This window comes from Corynebacterium sp. ES2775-CONJ (assembly GCF_024814515.1).
GTDB lineage: Bacteria > Actinomycetota > Actinomycetes > Mycobacteriales > Mycobacteriaceae > Corynebacterium.
In genome coordinates, this window is sequence record NZ_JANUXT010000003.1 from 211,117 (window position 1) to 227,891 (window position 16,775).

Genomic DNA, 16,775 nt, shown 5'->3' on the forward strand with positions numbered 1-16,775 from the left:
GTAAAGGTCACACCGGCTAAAAGCTAGGCCCACACCACCAAAAGTTTGATTTATAAGGGTATCTTAGGCGCGAGCGCGTCGCTGGGCATACGCATAGCCACAACCATGCCGCATACTCATTTCCACAAAAGCGCGTCCTCCGGTCGATTGATTCTCGCGCACATAGTAGGAGCTGTTGAGATCATAAGGGTTACATTGACGAAGGTGATAGACCACAGTATCGTCAACGTCGCGCGTGACAAAAAGGTCTGTTGAATCTGTGTGCTGCATGGTGGTGGTTGCCATCAGGGTGCTCCTTAAAAAGATTATGTCCTCGTTGCGTATGGTTGCGTGTGCAAATTACTTAATAAGCAATCTATGGGGCTTATCTGAAGAAGGGGTCGACCCAAGCTGTCAAATTGCTGTGAGTTACTAAATGTCCCTCTAAGCTGCCATTTAGGCGATGAGTAAATTCGTCGGCGTGTTTGAATTCCACCCACTTTAGGGGCTAGATTCCACTGCTTCTCAACTAAAAGATAAAGACCTTGCGATTTCTCGCAAGGTCTTTATCTGTGCCCCCAGTGGGACTCGAACCCACACTGTATTGATTTTAAGTCAACCGCCTCTGCCGATTGGGCTATGGGGGCAACGAGTAATTATCTTAATGTAGATACCCGTTATTTTCTAAATGAAGATCTCACCAGCGCGAACACGGTGTTTTATGGGGAACTCTTTGAAGAGATCATGCCCAGAATGATCCCGTCTAAAATATCCTTTTCACTAATGGTGATCTGTGAAATATTGGTGATATAGGCGATCATGTCGATTATGGCATTGACTACTAATCCCCCACCGGCGAGAACATCCGCTCGTCCTGGATGAATCACAGGATTCATGCGCCGCTCAGCACTACTGAGCCCGATGAGCTCCTTATTCAACACTTTTAAGGCGGGAAATCTTAGCGTTGTGTTATGAATTTTCGTAGCATCATAGGTCTCTAAACCCAGTGCCAAGGCAGCGAGTGTGGTAAACGTGCCGGCGCACCCGACAAATGTGCGAGCCTGGGAAATAGGTACTGCGTTTTGCACGTCACGTAGCTGTTGGGAAATATACTCTGCGGCCTGAAGCTGTTCCTTGTCAGTTGGAGGATCCGTGTGAAGGATGCGCTCGCTCAGCCGCACACACCCCATTTGTGCCGAGTAAGAACCGAGAATCTTGCCATGAGGATAACCGACTACAAATTCGGTGGAGCCACCGCCTAAGTCGATGACGCAGAAGGGTCCTCGATCAGGGTTCAGATCGGCCACGGCCCCGGCAAAAGAAAGTTGTGCCTCCTCGTCCCCACTAATAACCTCCGCAACCGCTCCCTCCCTAATTGGAGCGAGCTCAGTACGCGTCATATCAAAGAAAACCTCGCGATTTTTTGCATCCCGGGTCGCAGATGTCGCCACCATACGGATATCGGCAACCCTCTCGGCGCGCATAATATCGACATAGCGAGCGAGTACGAGACGTGCTCGCTCGATTGCTGCTGGATCAAATTCACCTGTCGCATCCACTGCGGCTCCCAGGCGGACGATTTCCATCTGACGCGCTATTTCTTTGATGTCGCCATCCCGGGTGCACTCTACAATAAGAAGCCGTAGGGAGTTCGTCCCACAATCAATCGCTGCATATCTAGTCATGCGCGTGGCGCCTCAGCATGAGTGAAGTCGAAGTGCTCCATATCGATACCTAAATCATCAACCGTAGGCCAGTCTTCAGGAATAGCGGTTCCGCGCAGGTTAGCGTGTTGGGCAGCAATGGCGACGGCCTCGGTCCCCAGTTGGACATGTTGCGGTCCTTCAGCCAGGGCATAGGCGATAAGAACGTGAAGGCATTTTACTCGATCTGGCATTCCCCCACCAGAGAACTCGGTTCCTAGGTCCTCTAAGCTATTGCGCTTATCAAGGAAATACTCGTGGGCTCTTCGATAGTCCGCCGCGAGCTCGTGATCTTTGGATAGACGCTCAGTCATCCATTTCATAATATGAGCGACCTCCAAGCGGGATGCTTCGGCCGTTAACCGCGGGTCTGTCAGATAGTAGAGAGTGGGAAAAGGCGTTCCATCCTCTAAGCGAGGACGCGTCATCACGACGCCAGGTGCACCGTCCGGGCATCGATAGGATATTTCAACGACTCCACGCGGACTGCGACCAAGTTGGCGGGCTACGGCAGCTAGATCTTTTTCGTCGACACTCATATCTGAAGATTTTAGACTATGCCCGCCCTCTCACCTATCTTTCACCCTCCTCGGGAGCCGATGGGACGGGAGCCTGCAGATCGCTCAAAAGAGGAAGCTTATTTTCTCGCGGCGGCTGTTCATCCTCCTCGGGGATCACAGTCACTGAATCCCAGAGGGTCTCGTACCAAATACGAATTTCTTCATTTTTCGGGCTAACTGCTTGCGTATGACGGGAGTTCTCAAGGCCAGGGTCGATGATCCGGAAGGCACGTTCGCCAGGGGCAATGACCCCTAATCGAATTCGTGCTTGCTCGCGAATATACTCCTCGGATTGATAATGGTTCAGATCGTCTTGGAGCTTATCTTTTTGCTTGGTGAGCTGAGAAATCGAGACCTCTAAGCGGTCTATCTCAGAGCGCTGCTCCATATAATCGCGCACCGGTACGTAGATAATGACTATGACGAAAGCAACGGCAGCAATTATGGCTGCATAGGCTTCAAGACCGAGCCGCACGGGTGTGCGCTTCGGACGTGTAGCCCTTATTTCTTTCTCACGGTTGAGAACCGGAACAGCTCTATTTTTACGTTGCATAGGATTCTAAATTTTAGCACCTTCACGCCCACAGGTATCTAAAGCCGCACGGGGGGTGGTACCCGTAGAAATAAACTGAACTCGCACCTTCACGTTTGAAGGTGCGAGTTCAGTTAGTCAATAAGGGAGGGGAAACGGCTAACTTCTAGCCTAGACCCTAGCCCTGGAAACGTGGGAATGCAGAGCGCCCAGCATAAACTGCTGCACCCTCGAGTTCCTGCTCAATGCGCAGTAACTGGTTGTACTTCGCCACCCGCTCAGAACGAGCAGGAGCACCGGTCTTAATCTGACCGCAGCCCAACGCCACAGCAAGATCAGCAATGGTGGTGTCCTCGGTCTCACCGGAGCGGTGAGACATCATGCAACGGTAACCATTGCGGTGAGCCATCTCAACGGCATCGAAGGTCTCAGTCAAAGTACCGATCTGGTTAACCTTAACCAGGAGCGCGTTGCAGGCCTTCTTCTCGATGCCTTCCTTGAGGCGAGCTGGGTTGGTAACGAAGAAATCGTCGCCCACGAGCTGTACCTTGTCACCAATCTTAGCGGTGAGGTTGGTATAACCCTCCCAGTCGTCTTCCTGAAGAGGATCCTCGATAGATACGATTGGATAAGCGTCAACGAGTTCCTCGTAAACCTTGGCCATCTCTTCTGCGGTGTGCTCGCCACCTTCGAAGTGGTACTTACCATCCTTGTAGAACTCCGAGGATGCAACGTCTAGGGCCAAAGCGATATCGGCACCTGGCTTCAGGCCAGCCTTCTCAATGGCTTCTACAATGAGGTCAAGAGCGGCACGGGTGGACTCAACCGAAGGAGCAAAGCCGCCCTCGTCGCCAAGGCCAGTAGAAAGCCCCTTGGACTTAATAACGGACTTGAGGGAGTGGTACACTTCCGCACCCATGCGCAGTGCTTCGGAGAAGGATTCAGCGCCAATAGGAGCGATCATGAATTCCTGAACGTCCACACCGGAGTCTGCGTGTGCGCCGCCATTGACAATATTCATCATCGGAACTGGCAAGACGTGTGCGTTCGGTCCACCGATATAGCGATAGAGGGGTAGACCAGCTGACTCGGCTGCCGCGTGAGCAGCGGCCATAGATACACCCAAGATAGCGTTTGCACCGAGGTTCTTCTTGTTCTCAGAACCGTCGAGCTCGATCATGGCCTGGTCGATCAGACGCTGGTCATCGGCTGGGATACCTGCGATAGCATCGGCGATCTTTTCGTTGACGTTCTTTACTGCCTGCAAAACTCCCTTGCCGAGGTAGCGGTCGCCACCGTCGCGCAATTCGTGTGCCTCGTGGACGCCGGTGGAGGCGCCTGATGGAACGCCGGCGACGCCGTGAGCGCCATCGTCGAGGAAAGCCTCAACTTCAACGGTAGGGTTACCGCGTGAGTCAAGAATTTCGCGTGCAAATACATGCATAATATCAGCCACTGTAAAACTCCTCTGTGGTTAAAGGTAAGTGTTCTCGTATGAGGACTCGTCTTACGAGCTTATATAACAAACGCACTTTTTTTAAGTGTCCGCCTTGGCTTTCTGTGAGAGCATGTTTGGTTTTGTGGTTTTTAGCCTAGATATTCCTCCCCCACCTTGTCGTAGAAACCGGCGCTGAACAGCGTTTTCCGAGCAATATCAAGTGTCGGTGTCGATCCTTGATGGCCGTCGAGATTAGGTTGTGAGTTTCTGCACATCAACGATCTTCACACGAACAGTTCGTTCCGCTTGGTTGAAAGTGCTCTCTACCGCATCGCTGGTTGTGAGAGCGCATAGGAATTAGCGGCGTTGCGTACTTTAATCAGATAGGCTTGCGAGCTGTTATAGGACAAAACAGCACGAGTCCACCCCTCTGGCGTGGCTAGGTCGCCCTGAGAGCACAGTAGGTTGGCTGCTCCTAGAGCGGCATCGTCGATATTATTGGGATCCGCCACCCCATCCCCCGAGGCGTCACGCCCGTATCGTTGCCAAGAGGTCGGAATAAACTGCATGGGACCAATAGCTCGATCAAATTCCGAATCTCCGTCTAATTGTCCTTGATCGGTATCGCGGATCTCGGCGAATCCGGGCGATCCATCAAGTTGGACCCCGAGAATGGGAGGCAAAACGTTACCGTCTTCATCTATATCACGCGAGTTGAAGAGCTGTCCTGAGTAGGTTCCGTGCCTAGTTTCGACATAACCGATTCCTGCAAGTGTCGTCCACGACAGATGGCACTCGGGCCACGATTGCGCCGCGATGAGTTCCGCATTGCCATAGGCACGCAAAGCGGCCGAGGATACCCCTGTCTCGGCCGAAATTGGATCGGCCCAAAAGCGCAGTTTATCCGAGGTGCGTCCCGGCGCGTTGACATCAATGAGGGGAACCTCTTGGCCTCTGGCTGGTGGAATATTCTCAGGGATAGGTGCTAACTGCCTCACCGCTGGCCCCTGGTCGAGGAAGGACAGGCTCCATCCGACTACTGCTATCACCGTGATCACAGCAAGCAGGACACCCACCGCGCAACCCGACACAATTTTTACTCCACCGCTCATGGGGTGTGATTCTAGCAATCTTTGTGGTGAGCAGAATTTCCTCCAACGCGCCGGCTCGAACGATCCCCTACCAATTACCCCCGACCCTTATATATCTATGCAGTAGGTGGTTTTTCTATTATTGTTGCTCTGTCGTAATTTATTTTTACTGGAAGGACACGTAAATATGCGTATTCGTCGCGCCATTGTTGCTGTAGCCGGCACTGCCCTCTTGAGCTCTGGCATTACGGTCCCAGCCGCCAATGCTGCTGGTTTAGGAACCATTCTCACCGCTATTAAAGCTCTCGATTCCTTCGGCACTGTGAGCCAGAAGGCAGTGGATTTCTTCGTCTCCAATACCCCGTGCTCACTGCTAGGTTCCATGCTCGGTGACAACGTCAAACCTGGCATGACTCGACAGCAGCTTTCAGACGTCCTTTACAAAGAGGCTACGAATACTAATGTTCCCTCCAAGATCCGCGCTATCGCTCTCGAGCCAGTGCTCAACCGCGCACTGACGTGTGAAATTGTCTCTCCGGATGCCCCTTCAGCGTCGTCCAACTCAGGTTCGTCTGATTCGGGCTCCTCGAATTCCACCAGTTCCCTGGGCTCTTCGGCCTTATCTTTACTGAGCTCATAGATCAACGATGAAGAAGCAGGCGTAACCCTATGGTTGCGCCTGTTTTTCACTTTCCATTAGCTTTGCCTTTTGCCATATGTCCTGCTGCTTTTCGGTAGGAATGGTCTCAGTGGTTCCATCGAAAAGATAAGGTGCACGCCGACGCATTTTCGCCGTAAAGCTTGACGCTATATCGGCGAAGTCAAAAGCTCCGCGTCGGGCGGCTATTTCGGCGTGGAAAAAAACCTGCAAAAGCACATCCGATAACTCGTTTCGAATCTGGTCATCCCCAGATTCTGATTCAATGGCCTCGATGACTTCGGCCGTCTCTTCACGCAGGTAAGGAATCAGAGAACGATGAGTTTGGGCTCTCTCCCACTCTCCTATCTCCAAAGCTCGTCTCATTGTCTGTACAGCTTGATCAACAGGATCCTCCAGCGAGGGAGCGCAGATTAATACAGCATCCTGATCCATAAAGGTTTTGACCGCAGGATGGTTGGGCTGGCTGCTCACTAGAAGTATCTCAGGCCCAGCGGGTATTAGATCTTTGAGCAAGGAAAGCAGCTGCTCTGGAATATCCTCGGTCACTTCAATCGACCCTCGAAGGCCTTTGAGGATATTAAGAGGGACCATAGTGGGCCAGCGCGGGTCGAGGATGAGCACAGTGAGATGGGCTTGAGTCATGAGATCATGCTAGCCCACGTATGGCCGACACCCCTTATATGGTGGGTATACGTGGGCTAGCGGACAAGCGCTTCTAGTCGTCTAAGGTCTGATTAAGAAATTCTTCCAGGCCTTTTTCACGTGAACGCAGGGCGCTTGGGACAACTGCTGCCTGATCCATAAACGTTCGGGCCTCCTGCAGCCGAGCCCGGGCCTCCACCCACCGTTGCTCCCCCGCGGCGACTTCGCCAAGTGTCAGCGCACAGCGTGCAGCCTCCGGGAAGAACCGATACTCCGCGAAACTTTCAAGGGCATTTTCCATATGGAGAGTAAAATCCATGGAGCGCGCTGACCGTACCGCACCTAGGGCAAGGTCCTCGTTGATATCAGCGAGAGCCCCTGCCAGTCGACGCTCATCGTCGTTTCTCTGCTTCGCTATATCGCGACGCTCCTCGGTGAGCGATTCAACCACGGCAAATTCCGCATCGTCAAGAGTGCCAGGTGCTGAAGTGCGTGCGAAGATGGATCGGACCAGGGCGGAGTCGAGTTGCGCTGCGTTGTCATCTGTTGGATTATCACGATAGCTAACGCGGGAGATCTGAGCGATTTCATCAGCGATAGAAATCGCTACGTCAAATTCGCGCTCTTGATAAGCGCTCTGGAAGGCTTTTTGATAGGCATCAACGATGACCTCGCGATCTTCGCTATTCTTCGCTAAGTCGAAAGCAGCGCTGCAGGCAGCCCGCGCTAGGTCGAGCGCAGTTAGGCTGGTTACGAGCATGGCGCGAAGTTTGACAGCAGGTCGATCGCTGAGGGCGTCGAGCGTCATCGAAATAACCTCGGCGGCCTCCGAGTATTGCTTGGTGGCGATGAGGGCATCGGCAAGCGCTGTTGCGGCTGCTTCTCGCTGCCAACTTAATTCATAAGCGGCCACCAGATTCAACCAGTGACGCAGTGGTTCAATCGCCTCGCTGGCATATCCAGCGTGCATGGCTGCAGCGCCTAGCAGGGACATACCAGTCAGACGCACTCCGATAGGCTCAGCAGTTGGGGTGCGCATAGCCTCGTCAGCCTGGATTGCCGCGGAACGGAAATCGCGCTCGTTAAAACTGGTAATAGCGTTCGCAAGAAGTTTCCGAGCTGGGTCAGTTTCGGTATCAAGCTGCTCCGGCCACGTAAGGCCACGCTTGTGCTTTTCGGCCTGCACCATAGTATAAATGGTTGGTAATTGTGTCTGCAGAACCTCATGACGTGCGTCCAGTTCCTCGTCACTTAATTCTTTCCAGTCTCCGTGTAGAGAAATGAGCGTGAGAGGCTGCTCCTCCGATTCCTCAGCAGCGACCGTCAGTCGTTCCATATCCGAAAAATTGCCGGTATCTACCCGGTAGTCAACAGTGTCTACCGTTGTGAAGCCGCCTGCTGCATCGTGGACGACGGGATCAGGAAGGGGATCAATACGAGGTGGGGAGAAGATGATCTCGCGCGTTGCCTCCACGTGGTGGGGACGCACGATACCGGGTCTTTCATCGAATTCTTGGGCTAGGGTCACAGCGATATCAGTGCACCACTGCGCTGCATCTGCAATAGTGGGATCCTTAATATCGGGGGCTTTTACCCATGGCAGTAAACTGCCAGGAAGATCTACCCCGAGAGCGACATCTTGTTGGGGGATATGGCGTAATAGCCCAGCGAATGAGCGTGAGAGAAGAAGTAACTCCGCGGGAGATTCCGCTTCTAGCCACCATGGCAAGAAACGGATGAAATATTCTAAACCGCGCTTTAATCGTTCCGGCCGATTAGCGAGACCTGAGATCACTAAGTAGTTGATGTGGACTGCAAAATCGGAGAGAAAGTGCTTGTCGTAACTAAAGCGCTGCATACTGCGGGTATGGGCACGCCATGCCTTATCGTCTCTACCGGTCATTAACCACGGTATGAGCAATTCGGTATAGAGCGACTCTGGCTGGGAAGGGCAGGTCTCCTCTTCCCCAGCCAAAGCTCTCTCGCCCACCTTCACTGCTGATTCATAGTCACCGTTTAATTCGTGGTAGCCCACCAAGTGCGAGGGATCGCAGCCAGCGCAGTCGGAGAGTTCACTCCCCTCAGCAGCCTGCCACTGGCTGAAGGATTCTTCCGCTTGCTCATCCATACCTAGCTCTTTGTATAGGTAGTATTCGCGCATATAATACGCCTTGAGCGGGTCTCCCATGTCAAGGTAGAGCTTTTTCATCTCGGCCAAGCTGTCTAGGCATTGCTGGGCGCTAATCGTCGGCACTGCACGCACTGCCGACATGAGGTATTTATACGACCATGCAAATGATTCTGCAAGATCCGGGGTGAAGTACTCTGGATGAACCTTGCGTGTCTTATCCACCCACAAAAACGGGGCAATCATGCGAGTGATCTCCCCACCTTGTCCAAGGGATGATGCTAGATGGACATAGCACTCGAATTCCTCTTCGCAGCGCCCCTCATCGTGAGCTAGCTGAACTGCCTCAGCCCACAAAGACGAACATGACTTACCATAAGGAGCAGCATAGGCGCGCTCCATCAGGTCGCGGAGTTCATCGGTTTCAAATTGACTGCTCATATACTACTTTCTATTTAAGGTCGCACTTTGCTTGGTTATTTTTTAAAAAAGAGTGCTTCCCCCTCAACTCCTACACGTTAAGGCTGTGACCACAGTATGAGATCACCTAGGAAGCACTCTATCCTTTTTGAGAAAACTCTAAGCGCCCTTAGGCGTCATCACTGGGCGGTTCCACCGGTGGCTGTACACCAAATTGTTCACATAAAGCCATGGCATGACCGAGCTGAGCGGAGATGCCGGCGTCAATCCACTCATCTATTTGCTCGTCCGAGGCGCCTTTCACCGTAATGAAAGAGTGATCGGACACGAAGTCTACGTGGCCCTCGTTTTCTTTGAGGTAGCAAATGCCGAGGCTACCTTCTCGATTGCGCGTTTCGACAAAAGATGTGAGTTCATCGATACGCTCTGGCGGGATAGGCAATTCAGGGTAGTGGACGCCTACCGTTGTCAGAGCATCATGACCGACATCGAAACGAGTATAGAAACCGTCGAAAATGGCATATGCAGTGTCGTCTTCCCAGCTCATCGAGTATCCTCTGGAACTAAACCACTGTTCGAGTCGATCTTTGGTAACGGGAGTAGTCTCTTCAGTCTTTTTAAACCAAGCCATTATTATTTCTCCTCACCCGTAGCAGGTGCCAAGCTGGGCAGTTCCTTAGCGGCATTAGTGAATACGCTGTGGCCTGCAGTGAACATTGCGTCAATAAAGGAATCTATCTGTTCATCACTAATCCCAGCTGTGATCGGTAGACAGTGCTCAAACTGCAATACTGTGACACCGTTGTCGAGTTCAAGGGGATAGTGCTTAAACAGATAGCTATCAGAGTTAAGGTGCGCGGCTAGTTCGCGTAGCGTGGCGATATCATGAGGTTCCTTCGCCTCACCGAACCAGCGTCCGAAGCAGCGCAAGATTTGACTCTCACCGAGAATATCGAAGCCGAACCAGCCTTCATCGAAGCCGACTCCGATAAACCCTTCTTGTTGGTCGAAGAGCAGATTAGCTCGTTCGAGAGCGGCCTCCAGCCGCTGGTGATTATATTGTGCTAAAGCCATAAAATTTAAGCTCCTTCATTGTTTTAAACTAGGATTAGTCCAGATATGATATGGAGGACTTGATTCCGCCCTCTCTTCAACCGAGCACCCTCTAGACCCGTCAACTAAGTGTAGAGGAATTATTTAAGATTGCGGCCTGAATCTCAAAGTTCAGCTCTCTCATCAGCGCTATGAGCTGCACCCAAGCGTGTTAATTCGCCTGAAACTTTTTCGTTTGTGGAATAGGTATGTACTAGACTCAGCGCGGTGAATAAATCTGAGCAGCGGCAACCTAATACCGTTCGACTCTGGGCGCTCGTTGCCATCATTGTTGGATCGACTGTAGGTTCGGGGATTTTTGCTTTACCCCAAAATATCGCCTCTGTGGCGGGTCCAGGCGCAATGCTCATCGGCTGGATAATCGCCGGCATCGGTATGCTTTCGGTAGCTTTTGTTTTCCACATCTTGGCTTATCGCAAACCGCACCTCGATTCTGGTGTCTATGCCTACGTACGTGCTGGGCTGGGAAATTATATAGGCTTCACGTCGGGCTGGGGCTATTGGCTAGGCTCAGTAATCGCCCAGGTAGGTTATGCCACTTTATTTTTTGGTACGCTGGGACACTATTTTCCGGTCTTCAGCAGCGATAATAGGCTCTTCCAGGCTATATGTGTCTCTGCGATGACGTGGATAGTCTTTGCAGTTCTAGCTCGCGGTATCCAACAGGCAAAGATAATGAATGGGGTCACTACTGTGGCCAAATTACTTCCCATTCTCGCTTTTATTATCCTCGTACTTTTCCTCGGTTTTAGCTGGGACACATTCACTGTTGATTTTTGGGGCCACGCTGCAGCTGGATCGGTATTTGAGCAGGTTCAGGGGATCATGCTCTTTACAGTGTGGGTGTTTATTGGTGTCGAGGGGGCCTCGGTCTATTCCAAGCAGGCGCACTCTCGCGCTGATGTCGGCCGCGCCACAGTCATTGGATTTTTTACAGTTCTTTTACTCCTCGTCACCGTAGCAACTCTCTCTTTTGGTGTTCTCAGCCAAGAGGAACTTGCGGCCCTACCCGATAATTCAATGGCGGGAGTTCTCGAAGCTGTGGTGGGACCGTGGGGCGGCGCGCTGATTTCCGTCGGTCTATGTCTTTCAGTCTTGGGAGCATATATTTCTTGGCAGATGCTCTGTGCTGAACCACTTGCCATGATGGCTTATGATAGGCTACTGCCGCGTAAGATTGGTTCTCTGACTAACCAGGGGGCCCCATGGTTGGCGCAACTGATCTGCACCGCCGTTATTCAGATCTGCATCATTGTGTTCTATCTCAATGAGACGACCTATATTTTCATGGTGCAGTTGGCTACGGTGCTCTACCTAGTTCCCTATATTTTTTCCTCGTTCTACCTCATTTTATTGGCGGTGCGTGGGCGCGGCTTTAGCGAAGACGATCTCGCGCCCTCAATTGGATATGACACAGTGCAAATCTCAGCACAACTTAATCGTAGGCATTTAGGGGTTGGGATACTTGCCCTAACGTATTCTCTTTGGTTGGTTTACGCTGCAGATCCAGTATTTGTCCTTTTTGGGGCATTAGCGGTCCTTCCAGGTCTTATTCCCTATATCTGGACTCGATGGCACTACAGAAAGAAGATTTTCAATTCTTTCGAAATAGGAGTGGTTGGGATTCTTGTTATCTTTTCAATCGCAGCAATAATAGGGCTCTACACTGGCTCTTTGAGCCTATAGGGAAAAACCACACCGTAAATCGCGGTGTGGTTTTCGCTTTAAGGTTCGCAGAGCAGGGGTAAAGCGAATCGTGGGTGCGGAAACGTTTCTACCGCAGCCGGTAGCGGCGCCGCCTTTCCTCGCGGCGTTCGTCATCATCCATATCTGATAGGCGCCGTCGACCCGCTACTCGAGTGCTGGGGCGGCTAGGAGTTGAGACCTTAGAGTGAGGTTCTTCCACAACAGATATAATCTCTCCTGCCAGCTGATGCCCATTCGAGACATCGATGCGTTGACTATCCCACATGGCCGCCAAGAAATCAGCGCACCACTGCACCAGTGGGAGATCACGCAGGGGTGGATCAGTGAACTTCGGCCCCGCCTTAGGCAGAGGCACCGTAATAGCTTGGGCTGCCGGGCGGTGTGTCGCTCCTGGGTAGAGGCGCTTGAGGCGGAGTTGTTTCGAATCAGCTAACTGCACGGGATGAATTTTGACCCTATTTCCCTGCATGATCATCTCACCGATCCCGAGCGAACGACATATATGGCGTAGGCGCGCCACCGCTATGAGCCGTTTGACCGGATCTGGCAGCGCCCCAAAACGGTCGGTCATCTCTTCCATAACGGCGCCTAAATCCGCTTCATTAGCGCTTGCTGCTAGCGATCGGTAGAGCTCTAATCGCAGCCGCTCCACGTCAATATACTCCTCGGGGATATGAGCATCCACGGGGAGGTCAATGCGAATTTCCTTAGGGCCTTGGTCGGAGGCGTCTACCACCTCTCCGGAGGCTAGAGCTCGATACGCTTCCACAGCTTCGCCTACGAGTCGAATATAAAGGTCGAAACCAACTCCGGCAATATGGCCTGATTGTTCAGCTCCAAGAATATTGCCGGCACCACGCATTTCGAGATCCTTCATAGCCACTGCCATACCAGCTCCCAAATCATTATTTTGGGCGATAGTTGCGAGGCGATCATAGGAGGTCTCGGTCAAGATTGCTCCTTTGGGGTACAAGAAATAGGCATAACCCCGCGATCGTGAACGTCCCACACGTCCACGCAATTGATGGAGCTGCGAAAGGCCCATATGGTGTGCATTTTCTACAATCAAGGTATTGGCATTAGCAATATCGAGCCCAGTTTCTACAATGGTCGTGCATACCAAAACATCGTATTCACGATCCCAAAAACCTTGGACAGTCCGCTCGAGGAGCTCCTCATTCATTTGCCCATGAGCGACCACCACACGAGCTTCTGGAACTAAGTCTCGCAATTCCTGAGCTCGTTTTTCGATATCGGCGACCTTGTTATGCACGAAGAAAATTTGACCATCGCGCAAGAGTTCGCGCCGGATGGCAGCTGCTACTTGTTTGTGCTCATATTGGCCTACGTAGGTCAAAATGGGATAGCGGTCCTGCGGTGGCGTTAAAATCGTCGACATTTCTCGAATGCCCGCCATCGACATTTCGAGGGTGCGTGGGATCGGGGTGGCCGACATCGTCAGCATATCCACGTGCGCCCGCATCGCCTTGATATGTTCTTTGTGTTCCACGCCAAAGCGCTGCTCTTCGTCGACAATAACGAGGCCGAGATTTTTCCACTGCACACCCGTTTGCAGCAGTCGGTGGGTTCCGATGACGATATCGACTCCGCCGTCGGCAAGGCCCTGGATGATCTCGCGCGATTCTGATGCTGAGGTAAATCTCGATAGCCCTCGCACAGTTACGGGAAATCCTGCCATTCGTTCGGCAAAAGTGCTCAGATGTTGTTGGGCAAGCAAGGTTGTGGGAACCAACACAGCCACCTGTTTGCCATCTTGCACCGCCTTGAAGGCCGCGCGTACCGCTACCTCGGTTTTGCCATAGCCGACATCGCCAACAATCACGCGATCCATGGGTACAGCTTTTTCCATGTCGTTCTTCACTGATTCAATGGCGAGTAGCTGATCCTCGGTTTCCGCAAAGGGGAAGTTATCTTCCATTTCACGCTGCCACGGGCTATCGGGGGCGAAAGCATGACCCGGTGATGCCTGGCGTTTGGCGTATAACTCTACAAGCTCGCCAGCGATCTCTCGCACCGCATTGCGTGCTTTTTTCTTGGTATTTTTCCAGTCCGCACCCCCCATCTTCGATAAGCTGGGTTTCTCTCCACCGACGTATTTGCTGAGCAGGTCGAGGGAATCCATGGGAACATAAAGTTGATCGGCTGGCTGCCCGCGTTTCGACGACGCGTATTCGAGCACAATATACTCGCGCCTGGAGGTTTCGTCCCCCACCACCACGGTTCGCTCTGTCATGGTGAGGAATCTACCAATGCCATGAGTTTCGTGAACAACATAATCCCCCACCGTGAGCGCCAGCGGATCCACCCGGTGCCGCTTTTTGGAGCGCTTATGACGTTGACCAGCGATATCACCGACTCTATTACCTGTGAGATCGGTTTCGGTAATCACCACTAACGGTAAAGCCTCAGCATCGCGATGCTTACGCACTCGAGGAAAAACCAAACCAGCATGGCTTAAAGCCTGGTAGAGGGTAATTTCTCCGGGATTCGGTTCCCACCCGGGGCTGGCAACCCTATGAGCAATACCATTCTCTTTAAAGCGGGCGACCATCCGTTTGATCGCCCCTTCTGCTGGTGCAATAAAAGCGGCCCGCCCACCACCAATCGTATGGGCACGTAATTTAGTCATCATCTCGGCGATCTGATCAGCATCGCCGCGCGGGGTTGGACCCTGCTCGAAATTGAGCTCTAGGGTCTGCGTTTCTGCCGCTTCAAACATGCCCTGAGGAGCACATGTCCACCACGCATGTCCAGCTTGATGCGCGGCTATCTCTAGCGCCTCGTAACTGCGGTATGTAGATCCCTCGAGATCGAGCTCCGGCACCGAAATCGGACCATCTGCCCCCATGGCGGCAGCTTCCCAACTGGCGAGGAGAAATTCCTTATCGGTGGATTGCAAATCTGCGATCCTCGATCGCGCTTTCTCGGGGTCTAGAACCACGACGTGGGTGCCTTGGGGCATCATCTCGGCAAGGGTAACCAGAGACGACTCCACCAGAGCTGGGATCAGAGCTTCCATGCCATCGGAGGGCATCTTATCGGCAATCTTCACAAGGAGATCTTGCAGGATGGGGTGAGATTCAAAGGTCCTGCCAAGTTCCTGGGCTCGCTGGGCAATCTCGTCTGTAATGGGCAATTCCCGCGCAGTGTAGATCTCCAGCGAAGTGATATCGCCATCGAGGTAACTGCGCTGATCTGCTGGAGAAAAGGGTTTCATCTCCGAGATCTCATCACCCCAAAATTCCACGCGCACAGGATTGTCCATGGTGGTGGGAAAAATATCTACGATACCACCGCGTACCGCGAATTCCCCTCGCTTGGCCACCAGGTCAACGGGTGCATACGCACGGAATACTAGACCTTCCACAACCTCATTGAGGTCATATTCTTTTCCACTTTCGAGAATGAGAGCCTCGCGCCCCGCGACGGATCGGACAATCGGCTGGCAAGCACCGCGTGCAGGGGTGACAATGATCTTATAAGTATCGAGGTTCTCGAGCACCTGTGCGCGTCTGCCCGCAACATCACTGGCGGGGCTCAATCTCTCATGAGGGAGAGTTTCCCACGCGGGGAAGAATCCCACTTTGTCACCGTACATGGCCACTAATTCGGCGTGGATATCTTCCGCCTGCCGCCCAGTTGCCGCGATGACGAGGGTAGGAACGTCTTGAGCAATGGTTCCAATCGCCCACGGGCGTGCCTGGGTGATCCCCGTTATGTGCAGGGACTTCTCCCCAATTGATGAACGTAAGCCCTTCAGCTTAGGATCAGTTGCAGCTACTTTGAGTAGGCCGGACAGCATGAGCGGTTGGCTCGACATTAATATTCTCTCCCCTAGATTAAACTCAACCTAGAAGAGTCTAGCCGATCCCTATTGCCTCGATTCTAGAATGCCCAGATGCGGATCTCGCTCAATGCCGGCAAGTCCATTCCAACATAAATTAACAATATGCGCGGCCACGTCTTCCTTGGCAAGAGCGTTGTCGCCGCTACGCTGATCGAGCCACCATTGAGCTGTCATGCTGACCGTTCCAACTAAGGCTTGACCATAGAGTGTGGCTAATTCGGGGTGGAGGTTATTGCGTTCGAAGGCTCGCCCCAGGATATGGGACACTTGGCTGACCGCATCGTTGAGCAACGTCGAATAACTGCGTTGGGAGCCCGGACGCATATCGCGCACGAGGATTTGAAAACCATCGGTCTCAGCGTCTACGTAACTCAGTAGGGCCAAGGTTGCTTGCTCGATGCGTTGGCGAGATGTGCCTGAGGTAAGGGCCTGAGTGATCACCGTCTCCAGCCTCGTCATTTCGCGGTCAATGACAACTGCGTAGAGACCTTCTTTTCCTCCGAAGTGCTCATAGATGACGGGTTTAGAGACCCCGGCGCGCGCCGCTAATTCTTCGACTGCGGTGCCTTCGTAACCGCGCTCGGCGAAAGTACTGCGCCCAACCGCAATGAGTTGTTCTCGGCGTTCTTTTCCGGTCATACGTGTCATGGCAGTCTTTAACCCTTCGAGGATGGGACACCGAAAACAATATCCCCACCCCTGATACTACCAAGGGGTGGGGATAATAATGCTTCCCTGCAAGGACTCGAACCTCGAATGACGGTACCAAAAACCGTAGTGTTGCCGATTACACCACAGGGAAAAATCCAAACAATGTCGCGATTGGACTTCCTCATTATACATAGCTTGAGCCCGGAGTGCCAATTATCTCTCCTGGTTCTTTGAGCAGGGAAAAGTCTCCACTCAGGCACGCAAGCTAGAGCTGAGGTTTTT

General features: G+C 52.6%; 15 protein-coding genes and 1 tRNA gene. 2 read left to right on the forward strand and 14 right to left on the reverse strand.

Going from position 1 to position 16,775, the window contains the following annotated elements; genetic code table 11:
* Positions 1-63: 63 nt before the first annotated feature.
* The 8 genes from NXT01_RS04965 to NXT01_RS05000 all read right to left on the reverse strand — a co-directional run bounded on the left by NXT01_RS04965 (position 64) and on the right by NXT01_RS05000 (position 5,324).
* Positions 64-285 (reverse strand): hypothetical protein, encoded by a 222-nt coding sequence (locus tag NXT01_RS04965; RefSeq protein WP_259078226.1) that lies wholly within the window; start codon positions 283-285, stop codon positions 64-66.
* Positions 286-552: 267 nt separating this feature from the next.
* Positions 553-626, reverse strand: a tRNA-Leu gene (locus NXT01_RS04970).
* Positions 627-698: 72 nt separating this feature from the next.
* Positions 699-1,664, reverse strand: a complete 966-nt coding sequence (locus NXT01_RS04975) for a Ppx/GppA phosphatase family protein (protein WP_259078227.1) — start codon at positions 1,662-1,664, stop codon at positions 699-701.
* Positions 1,661-2,221, reverse strand: coding sequence for a DUF501 domain-containing protein (locus NXT01_RS04980; protein ID WP_259078228.1), 561 nt, complete (start codon positions 2,219-2,221; stop codon positions 1,661-1,663). The genes NXT01_RS04975 and NXT01_RS04980 overlap by 4 nt, the downstream gene beginning before the upstream one ends.
* Positions 2,222-2,255: 34 nt before the next feature.
* A complete protein-coding gene (locus tag NXT01_RS04985) occupies positions 2,256-2,795 on the reverse strand; it encodes a septum formation initiator family protein (RefSeq protein WP_259078229.1) in 540 nt (179 codons plus the stop codon).
* 157 nt (positions 2,796-2,952) lie between these two features.
* Positions 2,953-4,230: a phosphopyruvate hydratase gene (gene eno, locus NXT01_RS04990; RefSeq protein WP_259078230.1), complete on the reverse strand. Its 1,278-nt coding sequence runs from the start codon at positions 4,228-4,230 to the stop codon at positions 2,953-2,955.
* Positions 4,231-4,361: 131 nt separating this feature from the next.
* A complete protein-coding gene (locus NXT01_RS04995; protein WP_259078232.1) occupies positions 4,362-4,487 on the reverse strand; it encodes a hypothetical protein in 126 nt (41 codons plus the stop codon).
* A gap of 48 nt (positions 4,488-4,535) precedes the next feature.
* On the reverse strand, positions 4,536-5,324 hold the full coding sequence (locus tag NXT01_RS05000) for a lytic transglycosylase domain-containing protein (RefSeq protein WP_259078233.1): 789 nt from the start codon (positions 5,322-5,324) through the stop codon (positions 4,536-4,538).
* Positions 5,325-5,490: 166 nt separating this feature from the next.
* Here NXT01_RS05000 and NXT01_RS05005 point away from each other — a divergent pair, with 166 nt between their 5' ends.
* Entirely contained in the window at positions 5,491-5,943 is a 453-nt protein-coding gene (locus NXT01_RS05005) for a hypothetical protein (RefSeq protein WP_259078235.1), read from the forward strand.
* A 27-nt stretch (positions 5,944-5,970) separates the two neighbouring features.
* On the opposite strand, the gene NXT01_RS05010 is transcribed toward NXT01_RS05005, so the two are convergent.
* The 4 genes from NXT01_RS05010 to NXT01_RS05025 all read right to left on the reverse strand — a co-directional run bounded on the left by NXT01_RS05010 (position 5,971) and on the right by NXT01_RS05025 (position 10,228).
* A complete protein-coding gene (locus tag NXT01_RS05010; protein ID WP_259078236.1) occupies positions 5,971-6,606 on the reverse strand; it encodes a MazG nucleotide pyrophosphohydrolase domain-containing protein in 636 nt (211 codons plus the stop codon).
* A gap of 73 nt (positions 6,607-6,679) precedes the next feature.
* Positions 6,680-9,175, reverse strand: a complete 2,496-nt coding sequence (locus tag NXT01_RS05015) for a hypothetical protein (protein ID WP_259078238.1) — start codon at positions 9,173-9,175, stop codon at positions 6,680-6,682.
* Positions 9,176-9,323: 148 nt separating this feature from the next.
* Positions 9,324-9,785, reverse strand: coding sequence for a YbjN domain-containing protein (locus NXT01_RS05020; protein ID WP_259078240.1), 462 nt, complete (start codon positions 9,783-9,785; stop codon positions 9,324-9,326).
* 2 nt (positions 9,786-9,787) lie between these two features.
* Complete coding sequence (locus tag NXT01_RS05025; protein ID WP_259078241.1) at positions 9,788-10,228, reverse strand: YbjN domain-containing protein; 441 nt, start codon at positions 10,226-10,228, stop codon at positions 9,788-9,790.
* 246 nt (positions 10,229-10,474) lie between these two features.
* Between NXT01_RS05025 and NXT01_RS05030 the strand changes: the two genes are divergently transcribed.
* Positions 10,475-11,953, forward strand: a complete 1,479-nt coding sequence (locus NXT01_RS05030) for an amino acid permease (RefSeq protein ID WP_259078243.1) — start codon at positions 10,475-10,477, stop codon at positions 11,951-11,953.
* A gap of 88 nt (positions 11,954-12,041) precedes the next feature.
* Here the strand turns inward: NXT01_RS05030 and mfd are convergent, their stop codons facing one another.
* Together mfd and NXT01_RS05040 are read right to left on the reverse strand one after the other, a co-directional pair.
* On the reverse strand, positions 12,042-15,815 hold the full coding sequence (gene mfd / locus NXT01_RS05035; RefSeq protein WP_259078245.1) for a transcription-repair coupling factor: 3,774 nt from the start codon (positions 15,813-15,815) through the stop codon (positions 12,042-12,044).
* Between the two features lie 51 nt (positions 15,816-15,866).
* Positions 15,867-16,481, reverse strand: a complete 615-nt coding sequence (locus tag NXT01_RS05040) for a TetR/AcrR family transcriptional regulator (protein ID WP_259078451.1) — start codon at positions 16,479-16,481, stop codon at positions 15,867-15,869.
* Positions 16,482-16,775 lie beyond the last annotated feature (294 nt).